This window comes from Microbacterium sp. ET2 (genome assembly GCF_030347395.1).
Taxonomy (GTDB): Bacteria; Actinomycetota; Actinomycetes; order Actinomycetales; family Microbacteriaceae; genus Microbacterium; species Microbacterium albipurpureum.
This window is the reverse complement of the sequence record NZ_CP128170.1, coordinates 3,243,654-3,263,018: the sequence shown is the minus strand read 5'-3', so window position 1 is coordinate 3,263,018 and position 19,365 is coordinate 3,243,654. Positions and strand designations below refer to the sequence as shown.

At 69.6% G+C, this 19,365-nt stretch carries 16 protein-coding genes and 2 pseudogenes; 7 read left to right on the top strand and 11 right to left on the bottom strand.

Features of this window, described 5'->3' with window-relative positions; all coding sequences use genetic code 11:
• Nucleotides 1-50: 50 nt before the first annotated feature.
• On the bottom strand, nt 51-746 hold the full coding sequence (locus tag QSU92_RS15800; RefSeq protein ID WP_289263334.1) for a lysophospholipid acyltransferase family protein: 696 nt from the start codon (nt 744-746) through the stop codon (nt 51-53).
• Between the two features lie 6 nt (nt 747-752).
• Nucleotides 753-1,688 carry an ROK family glucokinase gene (locus QSU92_RS15795; protein WP_289265934.1) on the bottom strand — a complete coding sequence of 312 codons (936 nt, stop codon included), beginning with the start codon at nt 1,686-1,688 and terminating at the stop codon, nt 753-755.
• Between the two features lie 134 nt (nt 1,689-1,822).
• Between QSU92_RS15795 and QSU92_RS15790 the strand changes: the two are divergent.
• Nucleotides 1,823-3,650, top strand: a pseudogene (locus QSU92_RS15790) (AMP-dependent synthetase/ligase).
• Between the two features lie 63 nt (nt 3,651-3,713).
• Here QSU92_RS15790 and QSU92_RS15785 read toward each other — a convergent pair.
• The 3 genes and pseudogenes from QSU92_RS15785 to QSU92_RS15775 form a co-directional block, all read right to left on the bottom strand.
• Nucleotides 3,714-4,205: a peptide deformylase gene (locus QSU92_RS15785; RefSeq protein ID WP_289263332.1), complete on the bottom strand. Its 492-nt coding sequence runs from the start codon at nt 4,203-4,205 to the stop codon at nt 3,714-3,716.
• Between the two features lie 10 nt (nt 4,206-4,215).
• Nucleotides 4,216-5,805: a MinD/ParA family ATP-binding protein gene (locus tag QSU92_RS15780; protein WP_289263330.1), complete on the bottom strand. Its 1,590-nt coding sequence runs from the start codon at nt 5,803-5,805 to the stop codon at nt 4,216-4,218.
• Between the two features lie 58 nt (nt 5,806-5,863).
• Nucleotides 5,864-9,270, bottom strand: a pseudogene (locus QSU92_RS15775) (pyruvate carboxylase).
• Nucleotides 9,271-9,344: 74 nt separating this feature from the next.
• Between QSU92_RS15775 and QSU92_RS15770 the strand changes: the two are divergent.
• Nucleotides 9,345-10,154 (top strand): ParA family protein, encoded by an 810-nt coding sequence (locus QSU92_RS15770; RefSeq protein WP_289263328.1) that lies wholly within the window; start codon nt 9,345-9,347, stop codon nt 10,152-10,154.
• 47 nt (nt 10,155-10,201) lie between these two features.
• On the opposite strand, the gene QSU92_RS15765 is transcribed toward QSU92_RS15770, so the two are convergent.
• The 3 genes from QSU92_RS15765 to QSU92_RS15755 form a co-directional block, all read right to left on the bottom strand.
• Nucleotides 10,202-10,747: a MerR family transcriptional regulator gene (locus QSU92_RS15765; RefSeq protein ID WP_289263327.1), complete on the bottom strand. Its 546-nt coding sequence runs from the start codon at nt 10,745-10,747 to the stop codon at nt 10,202-10,204.
• Between the two features lie 115 nt (nt 10,748-10,862).
• Nucleotides 10,863-11,558: a transcriptional regulator FtsR gene (gene ftsR, locus QSU92_RS15760; protein ID WP_289263325.1), complete on the bottom strand. Its 696-nt coding sequence runs from the start codon at nt 11,556-11,558 to the stop codon at nt 10,863-10,865.
• Complete coding sequence (locus QSU92_RS15755; protein ID WP_422880446.1) at nt 11,558-12,016, bottom strand: FHA domain-containing protein; 459 nt, start codon at nt 12,014-12,016, stop codon at nt 11,558-11,560. The genes ftsR and QSU92_RS15755 overlap by 1 nt, the downstream gene beginning before the upstream one ends.
• Here QSU92_RS15755 and QSU92_RS15750 point away from each other — a divergent pair.
• The gene (locus tag QSU92_RS15750) at nt 11,951-12,568 is read left to right on the top strand and encodes a hypothetical protein (RefSeq protein WP_289265978.1); all 618 of its coding nucleotides are present in this window, start codon (nt 11,951-11,953) and stop codon (nt 12,566-12,568) included. The two genes, QSU92_RS15755 and QSU92_RS15750, sit on opposite strands and share 66 nt — an antisense overlap.
• An 11-nt stretch (nt 12,569-12,579) precedes the next feature.
• Here the strand turns inward: QSU92_RS15750 and QSU92_RS15745 are convergent, their stop codons facing one another.
• Nucleotides 12,580-12,978 carry a four-helix bundle copper-binding protein gene (locus QSU92_RS15745; RefSeq protein ID WP_289263321.1) on the bottom strand — a complete coding sequence of 133 codons (399 nt, stop codon included), beginning with the start codon at nt 12,976-12,978 and terminating at the stop codon, nt 12,580-12,582.
• A 104-nt stretch (nt 12,979-13,082) separates the two neighbouring features.
• Here QSU92_RS15745 and QSU92_RS15740 point away from each other — a divergent pair, with 104 nt between their 5' ends.
• Both QSU92_RS15740 and lpdA read left to right on the top strand, forming a co-directional pair.
• Complete coding sequence (locus tag QSU92_RS15740) at nt 13,083-13,742, top strand: copper resistance CopC family protein (RefSeq protein WP_289263319.1); 660 nt, start codon at nt 13,083-13,085, stop codon at nt 13,740-13,742.
• Nucleotides 13,743-13,751: 9 nt separating this feature from the next.
• On the top strand, nt 13,752-15,149 hold the full coding sequence (lpdA, locus tag QSU92_RS15735) for a dihydrolipoyl dehydrogenase (RefSeq protein ID WP_289263317.1): 1,398 nt from the start codon (nt 13,752-13,754) through the stop codon (nt 15,147-15,149).
• Between the two features lie 13 nt (nt 15,150-15,162).
• On the opposite strand, the gene QSU92_RS15730 is transcribed toward lpdA, so the two are convergent.
• Both QSU92_RS15730 and QSU92_RS15725 read right to left on the bottom strand, forming a co-directional pair.
• Nucleotides 15,163-15,801: a CYTH domain-containing protein gene (locus QSU92_RS15730; RefSeq protein WP_289263316.1), complete on the bottom strand. Its 639-nt coding sequence runs from the start codon at nt 15,799-15,801 to the stop codon at nt 15,163-15,165.
• Nucleotides 15,773-15,991 (bottom strand): response regulator, encoded by a 219-nt coding sequence (locus QSU92_RS15725; protein WP_124292989.1) that lies wholly within the window; start codon nt 15,989-15,991, stop codon nt 15,773-15,775. Before QSU92_RS15725 ends, QSU92_RS15730 begins: the two co-directional genes overlap by 29 nt.
• Nucleotides 15,992-16,064: 73 nt before the next feature.
• Here QSU92_RS15725 and glgP point away from each other — a divergent pair, with 73 nt between their 5' ends.
• Nucleotides 16,065-18,626, top strand: a complete 2,562-nt coding sequence (gene glgP, locus QSU92_RS15720; protein WP_289263313.1) for an alpha-glucan family phosphorylase — start codon at nt 16,065-16,067, stop codon at nt 18,624-18,626.
• A complete protein-coding gene (locus QSU92_RS15715) occupies nt 18,623-19,363 on the top strand; it encodes a glutamine amidotransferase (RefSeq protein ID WP_289263311.1) in 741 nt (246 codons plus the stop codon). The genes glgP and QSU92_RS15715 overlap by 4 nt, the downstream gene beginning before the upstream one ends.
• Nucleotides 19,364-19,365 lie beyond the last annotated feature (2 nt).

The window sequence follows — 19,365 nt, the reverse complement described above, 5'->3', positions numbered from 1 at the left end:
CGCTCAGTCTAGCGACGCCGGTGCCCGCCCGATGCCGCGCGCGGGCGGTGTCACGCCGCCTTCCTCCGGGGCTTCAGACGGTCCTTGACCGTCGAGGCGTAGACGTCCTCGTACTCCTGCTCGCCGAGTCGCTGGAGGGCCACCATGATCTCGTCGGTGATCGAACGCAGGATGTACCTGTCGCCCTCCATTCCCGCGAAGCGCGAGAAGTCCAGCGGCTCGCCGATGACGACGCCGACCCGCGCGACCCGGGGGACGCGCGTGCCGATCGGCATCATCGTGTCGGTGTCGACCATCACGACGGGGACGACGGGGACGCGCGCCTCCAGCGCCATGCGGGCGATACCCGTGCGGCCGCGGTAGAGCTTTCCGTCGGGGCTGCGCGTGCCCTCGGGATAGATCCCGAGCAGGTCACCTCGGCCGAGGACCTGCAGGCCGGTGTTCAGCGAGGCCTCCGAGGCCTTGCCGCCGGATCTGTCGATCGGGATCTGTCCGGTGGCCTTGAAGAACACGCGGGTCGCCCAGCCCTTCAGCCCCCTGCCCGTGAAGTAGTCGCTCTTGGCCAGGAACGCCACGGGCCGGTCGATCATGAGCGGCAGGAAGATCGAGTCCGCGAACGACAGGTGGTTGCTCGCGAGGATCGCCGCACCTTCCGCGGGGACGTTCCGCCGACCGACGACCCACGGCCGGAAGATGGCTTTGAGGATGGGCCCGATGACCACGTACTTCATCAGCCAGTAGAACATCGAGCCTCACGCCTCCTGGCCGGCGAGGTCGGCCACACCGATGAGGCCGGCATCGTTGCCGAGTCGGGCGATGGCGAAATCCGCGACCGGTCGCTCGCCATACCCCGGCAGCGAGGTCTCGTAGGCCAGGCGCACCGGCTCGAGCAGGATGTCGCCGAGCTGAGCCACGCCCCCGCCGATGACGAAGAGCTCGGGATCGAGGACGGCCTGGAAACCACCGCAGGCCTCGCCGAGCGCCGTGGCGACACGCCGCAGCGCCTCGAGCGCGCCGGGGTCGCCGGCGAGGATCAGGTCGGAGATGGCATGACCGGTGAGGGTGCCGTGTGTGGCCCGTGCCTCGGCAAGGGCCTCCCCGATGCCACCGGAATCGGCGATGGCTCCCGCCTCCCGCTGCAGTGCACGACCCGACGCGTACTGTTCGAGACATCCGTTCTGCCCGCATCCGCACGGCAGACCGTTGCGGGTGAAGCGCATATGGCCGAGCTCTCCGGCGATCCCGTGGCCGCCGTGGAACATCCTGCCGCCGATGATGACGGCTCCCCCGACGCCCGTCCCCATGGTGAGCATCACCATGTCGTCGACCGCGGCGCCCGCACCGAACCGGAACTCCGCCCATCCGGCGGCGTTGGCGTCGTTCTCGATGGTGACGGGGCGCCCGATCCCGGCCTCGAGAACGGCTTTGAGAGGTTCGTTGCGCCACGCGATGTTGGGAGCGTGGATGACGGTGGCCTGCGCCTTGTCGATGAACCCGGCCGCAGCCACGCCTACGGCGACCGCGTCGTAGCGATCGATGTAGGAGCGGGCCATCTCGACGACGGCCGCAGCGAGCTCGCCGGTGTCGGTGGGCGTGTCGACGCGCCCCTTGTCGAGGATGCGCCCCTCCTGATCGACGACACCGCCGGCGATCTTCGTCCCACCGATGTCGATCCCGACTGTGAGCACGCGCATCCCTTCCGTCCTGGGCCCCGCCCGAGGAGGCGGATCGAGTCTAGTCGCGGCCCCGCGGACTGCGTGGCCGGATATGCCTCGACTAGAATCTGAGGTCATCCGACCGAATCGGTACCGAAGGAGTTGCCGTGATCCAATTCGATGTTCCGGCCGTGGTCCCCGCCGACCCCCAAGCCAACATCAGCGACCTCCTCGTGGAGCGCGTGAAGGCGACCCCCGAGCGCCCGCTGTTCGCCGTCCCCGAAAAGGATGCCTGGCAAGACATCACGGGCGCGGAGTTCCAGGCGCAGGTCGTCGCCCTGGCCAAAGGCCTCATCGCCGCCGGCGTGGAGCCGGGTGACAAGGTCGCCTTCATCGCCCGCACGACCTACGACTGGACCCTGGTCGACTTCGCGATCTTCTTCGCCGGGGCCGTCATGGTGCCGATCTACGAGACGAGCCTCCGCCGCGCAGATCTCCTGGATCCTCGCCGACTCCGGCGCCGTCGCCGTGATCGTCGAATCCGCCGATCACGCGGGCCGCGTCGCCGAGGTCCGGGCCGAGCTCCCCCTCGTCCGCTCGGTATGGCAGATGCACTCAGGCGATCTGGACACCCTCGTCGCCCAGGGCAAGGGCGTCACCGACGAGGAGGTCGAGCGTCGTCGCAACCTCGCGGTGGGTGCGGACATCGCCACACTCATCTACACCTCCGGGTCCACGGGCCGCCCCAAGGGGTGCGTGCTGACCCACAGCAACTTCGTCGAGCTGGCGCGTAACTCCGCGGTCGCGCTGAGCGAAGTGGTGCAGACCCCCGGAGCATCCACTCTGCTGTTCATCACCACGGCGCACGTCTTCGCCCGCTTCATCTCGATCCTCAACGTCCACGCGGGCGTGAAGACCGGGCACCAGCCCGACACCAAGCAGCTCCTGCCCGCGCTCGGGTCGTTCCAGCCGACGTTCCTGCTGGCGGTGCCGCGGGTGTTCGAGAAGGTCTACAACTCCGCCGAGCAGAAGGCCGAGGCCGGCGGCAAGGGCAAGATCTTCCGCGCCGCCGCCCACGCGGCGATCGAGCACTCCGCGCTTCTCCAGGACGGCAAGAAGATCCCGCTGGGCCTGCGTCTGAAGTTCCGCCTGTTCGACCGCCTGGTCTACAGCAAGCTCCGGACGGCGATGGGCGGACGGGTCACCTACGCGGTGTCGGGTTCTGCGCCCCTCGGCGAGCGACTGGGACACTTCTTCCACAGCCTGGGCGTCGTGATCCTCGAGGGCTACGGCCTCACCGAGACCACGGCTCCGGCCACGGTGAACCTCGCCACCAAATCGAAGATCGGCACGGTCGGTCCCGCTCTGCCCGGAGTGAGCGTGCGACTCGCCGACGACGGCGAGATCGAGGTGCGCGGCATCAACGTCTTCAAGGAGTACTGGCGCAACCCCGAGGCCACGGCTGCCGCGTTCGACGGCGACTGGTTCAAGACCGGTGACATCGGCTCGTTCGACGCCGAGGGGTTCCTCAAGATCACCGGGCGCAAGAAGGAGATCATCGTCACCGCGGGCGGCAAGAACGTCGCCCCCGCGGCGCTGGAGGATCCCATCCGCGCCAACCCGATCGTCGGGCAGGTGGTGGTCGTGGGCGATCAGAAGCCCTTCATCTCCGCGCTGATCACGCTGGACCCCGAGATGCTTCCGACGTGGCTCGCCAACAACGGGCTGCCGGGCGACCTGTCCCTGGCCGACGCCGCGCAGAACGAGAAGGTCCGCGCCGAAGTGCAGCGGGCCGTGGACAACGCCAACACGACCGTCTCGCGAGCGGAATCCATTCGGAAATTCACGATCCTGCCGTCGGAGTGGACCGAGGCCAGCGGTCACCTCACGCCGAAGATGAGCATCAAGCGGCACACGATCGTGAAGGACTTCGCTGCGGAGATCGACGAGATCTACTCCGCTCCGGTCAACACCACGAACGTCTCGATCCCCTGACGTTCGGACACCGGTGCGACACGAGCCGCGTCGACGCCGCTTCGCGGCAGTGACCGGCTCGTGTCAGAACCAGTCCGACTCGCGCACCTCGCGCATCGCGATCCTGCGATCGTCGGGGCGCAGCCGTGAGAGGTAGAGCATCCCGTCGAGGTGATCGGTCTCGTGCTGGAGGGCCTGAGCGAGAAGGCCTTCGCCCTCGATGATGCGCTCCGCTCCGTCGAGGTCGATGCCGCGCACCCGCGCGTAGGGGTGACGCAGCGCATCGTGCCAGAGACCCGGGACGGACAGGCACCCCTCCCCCGTGGGCACCGGCTCGCCCGAGACCTCTTCGAGGACGGGGTTGAGGATGTACCCGATGTCGCCGTCGATGTTGTAGCTGAATGCCCGCAGCGGCACACCGATCTGCGGTGCGGCGACACCCGCCCGACCGGGGAGCTCGACGGTGTCGAGCAGGTCCTGCACGAGGGCGCGCACGCCGTCGTCGATGGTGGTGATCGGCGCGCTCGGGGCGCGCAGCACCGGGTCGCCGAACAGGCGGATGGGTCGAACCGTCATCGGATCGCGCTCACGCGGCCGGAGCGAGGGTCCGCAGGCCCTCGACGACGGTCGCCGCCAGTTCGCGCGCCGCGAGGCGCGTGGCCGGCTGCAGATCGCCGAACGTGATGGCGCTGCCCGCGGCGATCTGCGGGTCGAACGGCATCCTGACCACGGCGCGGACGCGGCTTCGGAAGTGCGTCTCCAGCTCGTCGGGTCGCACGACCGGCGGACCGGGGCGGGAGTTGTTCAGCACGACGACGGCGTTCTTCACGTGCTCGGCATACCCGTTGGTCTCCAGCCACGTCAGGGTCTCCGAGGCCAGGCGCGCCTCGTCGACGCTGAGCCCTGCCACGACGACGAGCTGGTCGGCGAGCTCGAGCGTGGCACCCATGACGGAGTGGACGATCCCCGTGCCGGTGTCGGTGAGCACGATGGAGTAGTAGTGCGCCGCGAGGGTGGCCACGTCGTGATAGTCGCGGTCGCTGAAGGCTTCCGAGACGCGGGGGTCGGCATCGGAGGCCAGGACGTCCAGGCGGGTCGTGTCCCGCGCGACGATCTGCGAGATGTCGTTGTATCCGTTGACCTCCGCGCGGGCACGGGCGAGGTCGCGGACCGTCTTGCCGCTGGCCCGGGCGATGCGCTCGGCCAGCGTCCCCCGGTCGGGGTTGGCGTCGACCGCGATGACACGATCGTCGCGGGCGTCTGCCAGCGCCATCCCGAGAAGCGTGGTGACCGTGGTCTTGCCGACCCCACCCTTCCGCGAGAGGACGGGGACGAAGCGTGCTCCGCCGGTGAGGGGTGCGCCGATCCGACGATCGAGCTCCTTGCGCGCACGTGCGCGCTTGCTGTCTCCGAGGTTCACCCGTCGGCCGGTGAGTGAGTAGACCAGATGACGCCACACGCCTTCGGGCTCGGCCCGGACGAGGTGGCGCTGATCGAGCAGCCGGTCGGGGGTGAGGAGGTCGGGAGTCTCCCGGCCTCCCTCGAATTCGCCGAGGCGCTTGGACGACAGGGCGACCTCGTTGCGCGTCGTCACCCGCTCGGCGGAGCGGGCGCGCTGCGGGCGCTCCGGCTGATCGGGGTGCTGCAGCTCCCTCCGTGTCGCGGGGACGGAGCCCGTGCGGGTGGTCGGCGCGGTGGCTGCGGGGGCCGGATCGGGTGCGACCTTCTCCGGCGTGGTGCTGGGCGCAGCGGCGGCGACCGCCGTGGAGGGCTCCGGGGCGTCCTCGACGATCTCGGCATCGACGTGATCGGGGTGGGTGGCGTGCATGTCATCGACGATGTGCGTGGGGGCGTCGTCTTCGACGATCTCGGCCTCGGCGGTCTCGGCCGGGGGCTCGACGGCAGCCGGCCCGCTCATCGGTGAGGCCGTGTCCGCGGCATCCACCGCTCCGCCTCCGGGCACATCTGCGCCCTCGAGCGCCTGGGGGATCTCATCGTCGACGACGTCCTCCTCGTCAAGGGAGTCGTCGTCGGTCGAGGGAGGGAGGATGACGCTGACGTGAGCGGTCTGCCCGCTCAGTACTCCGAGAGCGGTCGTATCGATGCTCACGGTGTCGGGGAGGACGCCGTTCTCATCGTCGTCCTCGGGCGTTTCATCGAAGGCGTCGGGCGTCACTGCGGGTCTCCTGGAACAGGCACATCACTGCGCACTCACGGTGAGGCGCCGTTCCAGGCTAGTGCGCGGGGCGGACGACGACCAAAAGGTCACCCGCCTCGACCTGCGCGGTCGCGGCGATCGCGATGCGCTCGACGACGCCGTCGACGGGCGCGGTGATGGCCGCCTCCATCTTCATCGCCTCGATCGAGGCGATCGGCGCGCCCACGGTCACCGTGGCGCCAACCTCGGTCTTCACGGTGACGACGCCTGCGAACGGCGCGGCGACCTGCCCGGGTCGAGACGTGTCGGCGCGCTCGGCCTGACGTGTCTCGACGCTGATGCTGCGGTCCCGCACGTAGACGGGGCGGAGCTGACCGTTCAGCGTGGTCATGACCGTGCGCATGCCCTTCGCGTCCGCTTCGCCGATGGCCTCGAGGCCGACGTACAGCTGCACGCCCGGGTCGATCTCGGCGACGTGCTCTTCGCCGGGCGTGAGCCCGTACAGGTAGTCGGGGGTGCCGAGGGTCGAGAGGTCGCCGTACGCCGCCCGCGCCTTCTCGAAATCGCGCGCGGGACCGGGGAAGAGCAGGCGGTTGAGGGTCCGGCGCCGCGATGCGGCGTCGCCGTCCAGCCCCTCCTTCTCCTCCGGCGTGAGCGGGGGGATCTCGATGGACACGGTGCGTCCGGCCAGCACCTTCGTGCGGAAGGGCTCGGGCCAGCCGCCGGGAAGGTCGCCCAGCTCACCGGCCATGAACCCGACGACGGAGTCGGGGATGTCGTAGTTCTGGGGGTTCTCGGCGAAGTCGGCCGGGTCGGCCTTAGCCGCCACCAGCGCGAGAGCGAGATCGCCGACCACCTTCGACGACGGCGTCACCTTCGGGATCCGTCCGAGGATGCGGTCGGCGGCGGCGTACATGTCCTCGATGAGCTCGAAGTCATCGGCCAGGCCCAGTGCGATCGCCTGCTGGCGCAGGTTCGAGAGCTGACCGCCGGGGATCTCGTGGTGGTACACCCGGCCGGTGGGACCATCCAGTCCCGACTCGAACGGGCGGTAGAGATGCCGCACGCCCTCCCAGTAGGGTTCGAGGTCGCTCACGGCCTGCAGGTCGATCCCGGTGTCACGGTCGGTGTGTGCCAGGGCTGCGACCAGGGCCGACAGCGACGGCTGGCTGGTCGTGCCCGCCAGGGGCGCCGCGGCCGCGTCGACGGCGTCGACCCCGGCCGCGCTCGCGGCCAGAAGCGTCGCGAGCTGACCGCCTGCGGTGTCGTGCGTGTGCAGGTGCACCGGGAGGTCGAAGCGTTCGCGAAGAGCCGCGACCAGGCGTGCGGCCGCAGCGGGACGCAGCAGTCCTGCCATGTCCTTGATCGCGAGCACGTGCGCCCCCGACGCGACGATCTTCTCCGCCAGACGCAGGTAGTAGTCCAGGGTGTACAGCTGCTCGGCAGGGTCGAGGAGATCACCGGTGTAGCAGACGGCGACCTCGGCGACGGCGGTGCCGGTGTCGAGGACCGACCGGATGGCGGGGACCATCTGGTCGACGTCGTTGAGGGCATCGAAGATGCGGAAGATGTCCACGCCCGTCGCCGCGGCTTCACGGACGAAGGCGTCGGTGACCTCGACCGGTCGCGGGGTGTAGCCGACGGTGTTCCGGCCGCGCAGCAGCATCTGGATGGGGATGTTGGGAACGGCGTCGCGGATCGCCGCAAGACGTTCCCACGGATCCTCGGCGAGGAACCGCAGCGCCACGTCATAGGTCGCACCGCCCCAGGCCTCGATCGACAGCAGCTCAGGAGTCATCCGCGCCACGTGCGGCGCGCAGCGGACCAGGTCGCGGGTGCGCACACGGGTGGCGAGAAGCGACTGGTGGGCGTCGCGGTAGGTGGTCTCGGTCACCGCCAGCGGCGTCTGCTCCCGCAGCGCCCGGGCGAAACCGGCGGGACCCAGCTCCCGCAGGCGCTGGAGGTTACCCGCCGGGGCCGGAGCGAGCAGATCGATGTCCGGAAGCTTGCTTCCCGGCGACACCGAGACCGGCTTCTCGCCGTAGGGCCGGTTCACGGTGACATCGGCCAGCCAGTTCAAGAGCTTCGTCGCCCGGTCTCGCGACGGGTGGCTGGTGAGCAGGCGCGGGCGCTCCTCGATGAACGCCGTGCTGAGGTCTCCCTCGACGAAGGACGGATCGTCCAGGACCGCCCGCAGGAACGGGATGTTGGTGGCGACGCCGCGGATGCGGAACTCCGCCAGCGCGCGCTTGGCCCGCGCGACGGCGGCCGGGTAGTCGCGCCCCCGACAGGTGAGCTTGGCGAGCATCGAATCGAAGTGCGGGCTGATCTGAGAGCCCGCGGCCGTCGTCCCGCCGTCGAGGCGGATGCCGGCGCCGCCGGGCGAACGATAAGTGGTGATGCGGCCGGTGTCGGGCCGGAAGCCCTGAGAGGGGTCCTCGGTGGTGATGCGGCACTGCAGCGCGGCGCCGCGGAGGACGATCCGGTCCTGCGACAAGCCGAGGTCGTCGAGGCTCTCCCCCGCTGCGATGCGCATCTGCGACTGGACGAGGTCGACGTCGGTGACCTCTTCGGTCACCGTGTGCTCGACCTGGATGCGGGGGTTCATCTCGATGAAGACGTGCTGGCCCGCGCGCTCCCCCGCCGTGTCGACGAGGAACTCGACGGTGCCGGCATTGACGTACCCGATCGACTCGGCGAAAGCGACCGCATCACGGTGGATGCGCTGACGCAGCTCGTCGTCGAGGTTCGGGGCGGGTGCGATCTCGATGACCTTCTGGTGACGGCGCTGCACCGAGCAGTCGCGCTCGAAGAGGTGGACCGTGTGGCCGGTGGCATCCGCCAGGATCTGCACCTCGATGTGCCGGGGCCGGACGACCGCCTGTTCGAGGAAGACGCGGGGGTCGCCGAATGCCGCGCCGGCCTCGCGCATCGCCTCGGCGATCGCGGGCGGCAGCTCGCCCGGGGTCTCCACCCGGCGCATGCCGCGACCCCGCCGCCGGCGACGGCCTTGACGAAGATGGGGAAGCCGATCTCGGGGGCCGCCGCGACGAGTGTCTCGACGTCGTCCGATGCCTCCGTCGAGCGCAGCACGGGAACACCGGCGGCGATGGCATGATCCTTCGCGGTCACCTTGTTCCCCGCCATCGCCAGCGCGCGAGCGGGGGGCCCGATGAAGGTGATGCCGTTCTCCGCGGCCCGGGAGGCGAGTTCGGGATTCTCCGACAGGAATCCGTAGCCCGGGTAGATGGCGTCGGCACCGGATTCGAGGGCGACCCGGATGATCTCGTCGACGTCGAGATAGGCGCGGACGGGGTGACCCGGTTCACCGATCACATACGACTCGTCGGCCTTCTGCCGATGCAGCGACCCACGATCTTCGAAGGGGAAGACCGCGACGGTGCGGGCTCCCAATTCGTAGGCGGCGCGGAAGGCGCGGATCGCGATTTCTCCGCGATTGGCGACCAGGATCTTCTCGAACATGCACACCTCGCGGTTGGGCCGTGTGGTCTGGGCTGAGTGTGCTCTCAGCCTAGGGGACGGTAACGTAGTGCCTCGTGCACGTACTCTCCGTCAGCTCGCTCAAGGGCGGGGTCGGCAAGACGACCGTGACGCTCGGACTCGCTTCCGCCGCTTTCGCGCGCGGCGTCCGGACGTTGGTCGTCGACCTGGACCCGCAGTCCGACGTGTCGACGGGCATGGACATCCAGGTCGCCGGCCGCCTCAACATCGCCGACGTCCTGGCCAACCCGAAGGAGAAGGTCGTCCGTCAGGCGATCACATCCTCCGGCTGGGCGAAGGTGCACCCCGGGACCATCGACGTGATGATCGGGAGCCCCTCCGCGATCAACTTCGACGGACCGCACCCGAGCGTTCGCGACGTGTGGAAGCTCGAGGAGGCCCTCGCCACGATCGAGGCCGATTACGATCTCGTCCTCATCGACTGCGCGCCCTCCCTCAACGCCCTCACGCGCACCGCGTGGGCTGCGAGCGACCGCGTCATCGTCGTCACCGAGCCCGGGCTGTTCTCCGTCGCCGCCGCCGACCGCGCACTCCGCGCGATCGAGGAGATCCGGCGCGGCCTCTCCCCCCGGCTGCAGCCGCTCGGACTCGTGGTGAACCGCGTGCGTCCCCAGTCGATCGAGCACCAGTTCCGCATCAAGGAGCTGCGCGACATGTTCGGTCCGCTCGTGCTGAGCCCGCAGCTTCCCGAGCGGACGTCCCTCCAGCAGGCTCAGGGCGCCGCGAAGCCGCTCCACATCTGGCCGGGAGACTCCGCGCAGGAGCTCGCCGCCGACTTCGACGCGCTCCTGGACCGCGTCATGCGCACCGGACGCATCCCCACGCCGGGCGAGACCCGCGTCTGATCCGCCGAGACGACCGCGACCGCGACGGTGAGGGCGATCGGTTCGGGTCAGGCGGAGCGCGCGGTGCGACGTGCGGCGAGCTCGTCGACGGGATCGGGAGCCTGCGGGTCGAACTCCACGAGGGTCGACTCGACCTCGCGCAGGACCTTGCCCACAGCGATGCCGAACACACCCTGCCCACGGCTGATCAGGTCGATGACCTCGTCGTTCGAGGTGCACAGGTAGACCGAGGCGCCGTCGCTCATGAGCGTGGTGCCGGCGAGGTCGCGGATGCCGGCCGCCCGCAGCTGCTCCACGGCGGTGCGGATCTGCTGCAGCGAGATGCCGGTGTCGAGCAGCCCCTTGACGAGTTTGAGGACCAGGATGTCGCGGAAGCCGTACAGGCGCTGCGACCCCGAGCCGCTCGCGCCGCGCACGGTCGGTTCGACAAGCTGCGTACGGGCCCAGTAGTCGAGCTGGCGGTAGGTGATGCCGGCGGCGCGGGCTGCGACGGCGCCGCGGTAGCCCACTTCATCGTCCATCTGCGGAAGCCCGTCGGTGAACAGGAGGTCGGCGACGAAGCCGGGTTCGTCGGCCGCTTCACGAGCGGTCATGCGATCCTCCTCACGGAACGGGGTGCGCACTCCACGCTAGATGAGCCCCGCCCCCCGGGCAACGACATCCGTCTCAACGCGTCGGCGTGTCGCGGCCGAGCGAGTCTGCCGCGGGTCATCCGAGAAGGCGATCGAGGGCGGTGCGCAGCAGGATCGCACGCACCTCTTCGAGTTTGCGCGCGAGTTCTGGCGCCACCTCCCCCGCCCGTCCCCGGGACGCCGCGTCCGTGCGACGCAGCAGGGGCGCGAGAGACGACTCGATGAGGGAGGCGTCGCGCTCCGCGCTCTGCTTGACACTGCGGACGTGGCGCGGCTCGATGCCGTGGCGATCCAGCGCGACGAGGGCACGCAGAAGAGTCACCGACTGGTCGGTGTAGCTCTCGGCGGCGGTGATGATCCCCGTGCTGATGGCGTCGTTGAGCAGCTGCGGCGCCGCACCGGCGGCCGCCAGCAGCTCCTCGCGGCGGTACCGGCGGGGCGCCGGGACGATCGAGGGCGGCGGCGCGGAGGTCGGCGGTGCGGGGTCGCGGCCGGCGTCGACATCGGCGAGATAGTCGCGGATGACGCTGAGGGGAAGGTAATGATCGCGCTGCAGGGTGAGGGCCAGCCGTAGGCGGTCGAGGTCGGCCGGCGAGAACTTGCGATACCCCGAGTCGGTCCGCACCGGCGTCACGATCCCCTGCACCTCGAGGAAGCGCAGCTTGCTCGAGGTCAGACTCGGGAACTCCGGAGACAGCCTCGCGAGCACCTGACCGATGCTGAGAAGACCCGCTGACGATGATCGCTGGCGGGCGGAGGAGGCCGGAGCCATCAGCCCGCCTGCGGCAGATCTGCGGGCGAGACGAAGAAGTTGAGGCGGAACTTGCCGATGCGAAGCTCCGAGCCGTTGGTGAGCACGGCACGGTCGACCCGCTCGCCGTTGACGTAGGTCCCGTTCAGCGAGCGCTGATCCACGAGCTCGAACGCCGTCCCCTGTCGGGTGATCTCCGCGTGGCGACGCGAGACGGTGACGTCGTCGAAGAAGATGTCGGCTTCGGGGTGACGACCGACCGTGGTGACGTCGGTGTCGAGGAGGTAGCGCGCGCCGGCCGTCGGGCCCGAACGCACCAGCAGGAGCGCCGCGCCCGAGGGCAGCGCGTCGATGGCCTCGAGTTCCGCGGTGTTCAGCGCGCTGCCGAAGGGGACGAACGACAGGTCGGCGTCATGGCCGAACGTCTGCGTCAAGTCCGAACCGCGATCGGCGCCGTCATCGCCCGGCAGGCGTCGGATGTCACCAGAATCTGGTCGCCGATTGTCGTCCACGTCGTGCCCTCCTTCGGTGAGCCAGCCTATCCGACGTGTTCACGCCCTGACGACCGGCTCGGCGCACCTGACGACGACGATGCCGCAGGGCGATTGTTTCGGCCTGTGTCGGCGAGGATGACCGCGGCCGCACCGCGACCTAATCTGGCCGACATCCGAAACTACCCACAGGAGTTCGACGTGTCGAGTCCGCATCGCTTCCCCACACCCGTCGAGGTGAAGGGTCGCGCGGCCTGCATGTGCGCACAGGGAGGCTCCTGCACGTCGGTCGCTCCCGGGCACGCGATGCACCTCATCCAGGCGCGCCTCATCGCCGCCACCCCGCGCGAGTGGAGCGATGCGATCGTCGCGTCGGTCTTCGACGGGGTCATTGTGCTCCACACCCTCGACGGCACGCGGGTCGAGGTGTGGTCGGCGGTCCCGGTCGAGGGCGTCGAACCCGGCGCGCCCGTCGCCCTGCACGCGCGTCACCACGCCCTCGCCGTCGGCCGGGCCCGCATCAACGTCGCCGTCCTCTGACCGACCGGTGGTCAGGCCTGCGCCAGCATCGACTCCCGTAGCGCCATGCACGCGTCCATGCACGCCTGGCAGGACTGCGCGCACATGCGGCAGACCTCACTCATATCGGCGTGCCGCATGCACTCGTCCATGCAGAGCTGACACATCGCGATGCACGCGTCGAGCATCGACACCATGACCGCGGGGGTCATGCCCGACATGCGCAGCATCGCCCGCAGCATCGTGTTGCACATGTCGGCGCAGTTCATGCACGCCGGGGCGCAGTCCATCATCTGGGTCGCGCATACCGTGCAGGCCTGTTCGCATGCCGCGCAGGCGTCCATGCACGCCTGCATGAGGTCCATGTCCATGCGGGTGTCGCCGCCCATCATCGACGTCGAGCCCATGGCATCCATCATCATGCGGTCCATCCCGTACCTCGCTCTCGATCTCGCGCGACGGGGCAGGTGCACCCGCCTGAGCCCAGGGTAGGCGTCCAGGCATCATTGATGAAGACCCCCGTAGCGTAGGGATCGTGAGTCGTTCCGGTCTTCGCTTCTCCCCTGTCCGCGCGATCATCGGCGTCATCGTGCTGCTGACGGCGGTCTTCGCCCTCCCTGTCGCCGCATCGGCGCACGACGAGCTGCTCGGCTCCGACCCCACGCCCGGCAGCACGCTCGACCAGGCCCCGGCGGCGATCACCCTCACCTTCAGCGGTCTCATCTCGCAGGAACCGGGTGCCACGGTGATCGAGGTGACGGATGCCGCGGGCACGGCGCTCGTCGACGGATCACCGACCACCACCGACAACGTCGTGTCGCAGCCGCTGACCGCGGCCCAGCCGGGCGCCGTCACGGTGCTCTGGAAGGTGGTCTCCAGCGACGGCCACCCCATCTCCGGGGAGCTGTCGTTCACCGTTGCGGAAGGGGCTGCGCCGTCGCCGACCGCCGATGCCACGGCGGCCCCGGCGCCCGACGCCTCCGCATCCCCCTCCCCTTCCGCCTCGACGGCTGAGACCTCCTCGGCGTCGCCGTCGCCGGCCGACGCAGGTGACCCCGCGTCGGCCACGGCTGCGGTCGTGCCGTGGATCATCGTCGGGATCGTCGCCGTCGCCGCCGGCGGGGCGATCGTCTACCTCCTGCTCGCCCGCGCGAAGGGCCGGACCCCGGGCACCGGCGGCGGTGCCGACCGATAGGCTGGAAGCATGCCTCACTACGACGTCGTCATCCTCGGCGCCGGCCCCGGCGGGTACGTCGCGGCCGTCCGGAGCGCCCAGCTCGGTCTTTCCGTCGCCATCATCGAAGAGAAGTACTGGGGGGGCGTCTGCCTGAACGTCGGGTGCATCCCCTCCAAGGCTCTTCTGAAGAACGCCGACCTCGCCCACCAGGTTCTCCACAAGGCAGACCTCTTCGGCATCTCGGGTGACGTGCACTTCGACTTCGGAGTGGCATGGGACCGCAGCCGCAAGGTGGCAGACACCCACGTCAAGGGCATCCACTTCCTGATGAAGAAGAACAAGGTCACCGAGTACGACGGCCGTGGAACCTTCACCGACGCGAACACCATCCAGGTGCAGAAGTCGGACGGCGCCACCGAGACGGTGACGTTCGACAACGCGATCATCGCCACCGGCGCCAAGGTCCGCCAGCTGCCCGGCGTCGAGATCGGGGGCAACATCGTCACTTACGAGGAGCAGATCCTCTCTCGCGATCTCCCCTCCTCGATCGTCATCGTCGGCGCCGGCGCCATCGGCATGGAGTTCGCCTTCGTGATGTCCAACTACGGCGTGAAGGTCACCATCGTCGAGTTCCTCGACCGGGCGCTACCGAATGAGGACGCCGACGTGTCGAAGGAGATCGCGCGCCAGTACAAGAAGTACGGCATCGACATCCTCACCTCCACCAAGGTCGACACCGTCACCGACCACGGTGACAGGGTCACGGTCGCCTACACCGGCAAGGACGGCGACAGCGGGTCGATCGACGCCGACAAGGTGATGGTCTCGATCGGCTGGATCCCGAACGTCGAGGGCTACGGGCTGGACAAGACCGGTGTCGAGCTCACCGAGCGCGGCGCGATCGGCATCGACGACTACATGCGCACCAATGTGCCGCACATCTACGCCATCGGCGACGTCACCGCGAAGCTGCAGCTGGCGCACGTCGCCGAGGCGCAGGGCGTGGTGGCCGCCGAGACGATCGGCAAGGCCGAGACCATGCCGCTCGGCGACTACCGCATGATGCCCCGCGCGACTTTCTGCACCCCGCAGGTCGCCTCGTTCGGACTGACCGAGCAGCAGGCCCGCGACGCCGGCTACGACGTGAAGGTGGCGAAGTTCCCTTTCAGCGCCAACGGAAAGGCGAACGGCCTGGGCGAGCCGGTCGGCTTCGTCAAGCTCATCGCCGACGGCGAGCACCTCGAACTGCTCGGCGGCCATCTCATCGGACCCGATGTCTCTGAGCTTCTCCCCGAGCTCACGCTCGCGCAGAAGTGGGACCTCACCGCGCTCGAGGCCGCGCGCAACGTCCACACCCACCCCACGCTGTCGGAGGCTCTGCAGGAGGGGTTCCACGGACTCGTGGGCCACATGATCAACCTGTAGGCGACCTACCGCCCTACCGCCCGAGCGCCCGCCCGATCTTCGATTCCGAGGATGCCGGGCGGGCGCCGGCGTTTCGGGCGAGATCGGCGAGATCCCCGAGGAAACGCTCGGCGTCCTCGGGCGCGGCGGGGCCGAGCTCGATCTCCCACTCGCGCCAGGAGCGTTCCGTGCCGGTCGCCTCGTCACGGGTCTCGACGTGATCGTCGAGGAATTCCGCGACGACGTCGCCCGCGGCATCCTTCATCTGAACGGCGAGCCTGCGGTTGCGCACCCGAGCGATCGGATGCACCGGATGTGTCGTGAGGTGCCGGATCTCGGCCCGCACCGTCGCGGGGAGCGACTCGCCCTCCTCGAGCGGCCAGCCGAGCTCCACCCGGCCCGCGCCCCGCCGCGGTCCCTTCAGGTGCCACCCGGCGTCGGGGCCACCGGTACGACGGCGCAGCGCGTAGCCCGCACGCCCGAGGGCGAAATCGGCGGTGTCGTAGTACCGGGCGTCGAGCTCGCGCAGCTCGGGACCGGCGACCTCAGCCACCTCGGGGACGGTGCGCCAATCCGGAGCGGCCGTATCCGGGCCCACGTCGAGCTTGATCTCGATCTCGAGGGAACGGATCGGCTCACCCGGTTCAGTCGTCGTTCGAGGGTCCGATCTCATCGGTCGCCTCCACGAACCAGAACTCCGCCTCGGTCGGGCCGTCGTGCTCGCCGGTGTGCTGCGCTTCACCCTTGCGCCGGTACACGACCTGTCCTTCGCCGTACGGGACGATGAGCGAGTCGAGATCGGGCGCCTCCAGGGGCAGGACCTGCCCATCGAGCGGACCACCGTGCAGTCGTGCAATAGCCATCCTCCGAGTGTATCGACGGCGATCTGCTCGATGAGGGGGTTGCGCGTCATCGTGCTCGCCTACACTTCACAGCGTGAAGGCCATCCGCACGTTCGCCGTTCGTCCCGTTCTCTCCGAGCAGCTCGCCCCGCTCGACCGCCTCGCCACCAACTGGCGCTGGGCCTGGTCGGACGAGACGAAGGCGCTGTTCGCCTCCATGGATCCCGCCCGATGGGAAGAGGTCGGCGGCAACCCCGAGCAGCTCCTCGGCGCGCTCGGGCAGGAACGGCTCGACGCGCTGTCGCAGGACGCTCAGTTCGTGGCCCGCGTCCGCGCGGAGGCGGAGCGCCTCGACGCCTACCTCCGCGATGACCGGTGGTACCAGGGGCTCGAAGGCGACAAGCCGGTCCACATCGCCTACTTCTCCCCCGAGTTCGGCGTCGACGGCACCCTGCCGCAGTACTCGGGCGGCCTCGGCATCCTCGCCGGCGACCACCTGAAGAGCGCGTCGGACCTCGGCGTTCCCCTCACCGGCGTCGGGCTGTTCTACCGCGCGGGCTACTTCCGTCAGTCGATCGGCGACGACGGCTGGCAGCGGGAGAGCTACCCGCTGCTCGACCCCTACGGTCTCGGTCTGACCCTGCTCCGCGACGCCGAGGGAGCCCCGGTCGAAGTCGGACTCGACCTCCCGGCCGGCCGGCACCTGGCCGCCCGCATCTGGGTGGCCCAGATCGGCCGGGTCCCCCTCCTGCTGCTCGACGCCGACACCCCCAGCAACCCCGATGACCTCCGCCAGGTGACCGACCGCCTCTACGGCGGCGGCGGGGAGCACCGACTCCTGCAGGAGCTGCTCCTCGGCGTGGGGGGCGTCCGCGCGGTGCGGGCGTGGTGCACGCTGACCGGCACGCCCAGCCCCGAGGTGTACCACACCAATGAGGGCCACGCAGGCTTCCAGGGCTTGGAGCGGATGTCGGAACTCATCGTCGAGGAGGGCCTGAGCTTCGACCAGGCGCTGGCGCAGGTGCGCGCGTCGACCGTCTTCACCACTCACACGCCGGTACCCGCCGGCATCGACCGCTTCCCCCGCGACCTGGTCACGTCGTACCTGCAGAGTCCGCTGTTCACCTCGCTCCCCGCCGAGCAGGCGCTCGACCTGGGCCTGGAGTCCTACCCCGGGGGCGATCCCCACGTGTTCAACATGGCCGTTCTCGGCCTCCACCTCGGGCAGCACGCGAACGGGGTGTCGCTCCTCCACGGCTCGGTGAGCCGTCGGATGTTCGGGTCCCTCTGGCCGGGCGTCGACACCGACGAGGTGCCGATCACCTCCATCACGAACGGCGTCCACGCCCCGACCTGGGTCCACCCCGCCCTCACGGGCCTGAGCGAGCGCGTCTTCGGCGACGCGCACACCGATGGCCATGACTGGCGCTCCCGCGAGGTGGTCAGCGATCAGGAGCTGTGGGGGGTGCGCACCCAGATGAAGCAGGAGCTCGTCGCCGAAGCCCGGCGACGTCTGACCGCCGCCGCCCGGTCGGCCGGGAACGCCGCGGTGCCGGCATGGATCGACGACATCCTCGACCCGGGGGTCCTGACGATCGGCTTCGCCCGCCGCGTACCGACCTACAAGCGTCTGACGCTGATGCTCCGCGATCCCGAGCGCCTCACCCGGATCCTCACCGATCCCGAGCGACCGGTTCAGCTGGTCATCGGCGGCAAATCCCACCCGGCTGACGATTCCGGGAAGATCCTCATCCAGCAGCTCGTGCGGTTCAGCCGCGATCCGCGGGTGCGCGGCCGCATCGTGTTCCTCCCCGACTACGACATCACGCTGGCCAAGACCCTCTACCCCGGCTGCGACGTGTGGCTGAACAATCCGCTGCGGCCTCTCGAGGCGTGCGGCACGTCGGGCATGAAGGCCGCGTTGAACGGGGTCCTGAACCTCTCGATCCTCGATGGCTGGTGGGACGAGTGGTACGACGGCCGGAACGGCTGGGCCATCCCGACCGCCGACACGGCGGCGACCGACCAGGAGCGGGACGACGCCGAGGCGGCCGCGCTCTACGACCTGATCGAGCACCAGCTCGTGCCGCGGTTCTACGAGCGCACCGGCGGCGTGCCGACCGCGTGGCTCGACATGGTGCGCCACACCATGACCGACCTCGGAAAGAAGGTCACCAGCGATCGGATGGTGCGTGACTACGTCACGCGGCTGTACGTGCCCTCGACAGTGAACGAGCGTGCCCTTCGCGCCGACGATTTCGCCCAGGCACGCTCGCTCGCCGCGTTCGTCAGCCGGGTGCGCAGAGCCTGGGACTCGGTCGCGATCGCGCATGTCGAGGGATCGGATGCCACCACCCGCGCGTCCACCGGCGAAACCCTGGAGATCGAGGCCTCGGTACGCCTGGACGGCCTCTCCCCCGACGACGTCGCGGTGGAGCTGGTCTACGGGCGCACCGACGAGGACGACGTCATCGGCGCCGACCACACCGCCGTGCCGCTGACGGCGCAGGGACCGCCCGCGGACGGGGTCACCCCCTATGGAGGCTCGCTGCCGCTGCAGATCACGGGGACCTTCGGCTACACGGTGCGGGTCGTGCCGCGGCATCCGTTCCTGGTGTCTCCCGTGGAGCTGGGCCTTGTGACGTACGCCGGATGACAAGGCCCAAACCCTTCGTCCTCCTCGCCACCCGAGCGGAGGACGTCCCCGCCGACGAGGAGTACGCCCTCTTCCTGCGATTCACCGGCCTCGAGGAGCGCGACCTCATCCGCATTCGCATGGAAGCGGGCCCCCTTCCCGACCTCGACCTCGACGCACTGTCGGGCATCTTCGTCGGGGGTGGTCCGTTCAACGCCTCGGACCCGGTGGAGAAGAAGTCGCCGGTGCAGCGGCGGGTCGAAGCGGAGTTCACCCGGCTGCTCGACGAGGTCGTCGCGCGCGACTTCCCGTTCCTGGGCGCCTGCTACGGAATCGGGACGCTCGGCAGCCACCAGCGCGCCGTGATCGACCGCACGTACTCCGAGCCGATCAGCGTGGTCCCGGTGAGCCTCACCGACGCCGGCGCCGACGAACCCCTGCTCGCCGGCTTCCCGCGCACCTTCGACGCGTTCGTCGGCCACAAGGAGGCGGTGTCGCTCCTTCCCGCCTCGGCGGTGCTGCTGGCGTCGTCGCCGACCTGCCCGGTACAGATGTTCCGGGTCGGCCGCAACGTCTACGCCACGCAGTTCCACCCCGAGCTCGATCTCGACGGCATGCAGACCCGCGTGCACGCCTACGCCGGCTACGGCTACTTCGGCGCCGACGAGCTGGACCTCACGCTCGCCGCCGTGCGACGGACGCCGGTGACCCACCCGCCGCGCCTGCTGCGGACGTTCGTGGAACGGCACGCCCGCTGAGC

Bases quoted from the DNA above. Each gene is read 5' to 3' on its own strand.
- QSU92_RS15745 (WP_289263321.1), bottom strand. From the start codon at position 12,978: ATGGACCGCATGATGATGGATGCCATGGGCTCGACGTCGATGATGGGC.
- QSU92_RS15715 (WP_289263311.1), top strand. From the start codon at position 18,623: ATGACAAGGCCCAAACCCTTCGTCCTCCTCGCCACCCGAGCGGAGGAC.
- QSU92_RS15725 (WP_124292989.1), bottom strand. From the start codon at position 15,991: ATGGCTATTGCACGACTGCACGGTGGTCCGCTCGATGGGCAGGTCCTG.
- QSU92_RS15785 (WP_289263332.1), bottom strand. From the start codon at position 4,205: ATGACGGTTCGACCCATCCGCCTGTTCGGCGACCCGGTGCTGCGCGCC.
- lpdA (WP_289263317.1), top strand. From the start codon at position 13,752: ATGCCTCACTACGACGTCGTCATCCTCGGCGCCGGCCCCGGCGGGTAC.
- QSU92_RS15750 (WP_289265978.1), top strand. From the start codon at position 11,951: ATGGCCGAACGTCTGCGTCAAGTCCGAACCGCGATCGGCGCCGTCATC.
- QSU92_RS15800 (WP_289263334.1), bottom strand. From the start codon at position 746: ATGTTCTACTGGCTGATGAAGTACGTGGTCATCGGGCCCATCCTCAAA.
- QSU92_RS15765 (WP_289263327.1), bottom strand. From the start codon at position 10,747: ATGACCGCTCGTGAAGCGGCCGACGAACCCGGCTTCGTCGCCGACCTC.
- QSU92_RS15730 (WP_289263316.1), bottom strand. From the start codon at position 15,801: ATGAGATCGGACCCTCGAACGACGACTGAACCGGGTGAGCCGATCCGT.
- ftsR (WP_289263325.1), bottom strand. From the start codon at position 11,558: ATGGCTCCGGCCTCCTCCGCCCGCCAGCGATCATCGTCAGCGGGTCTT.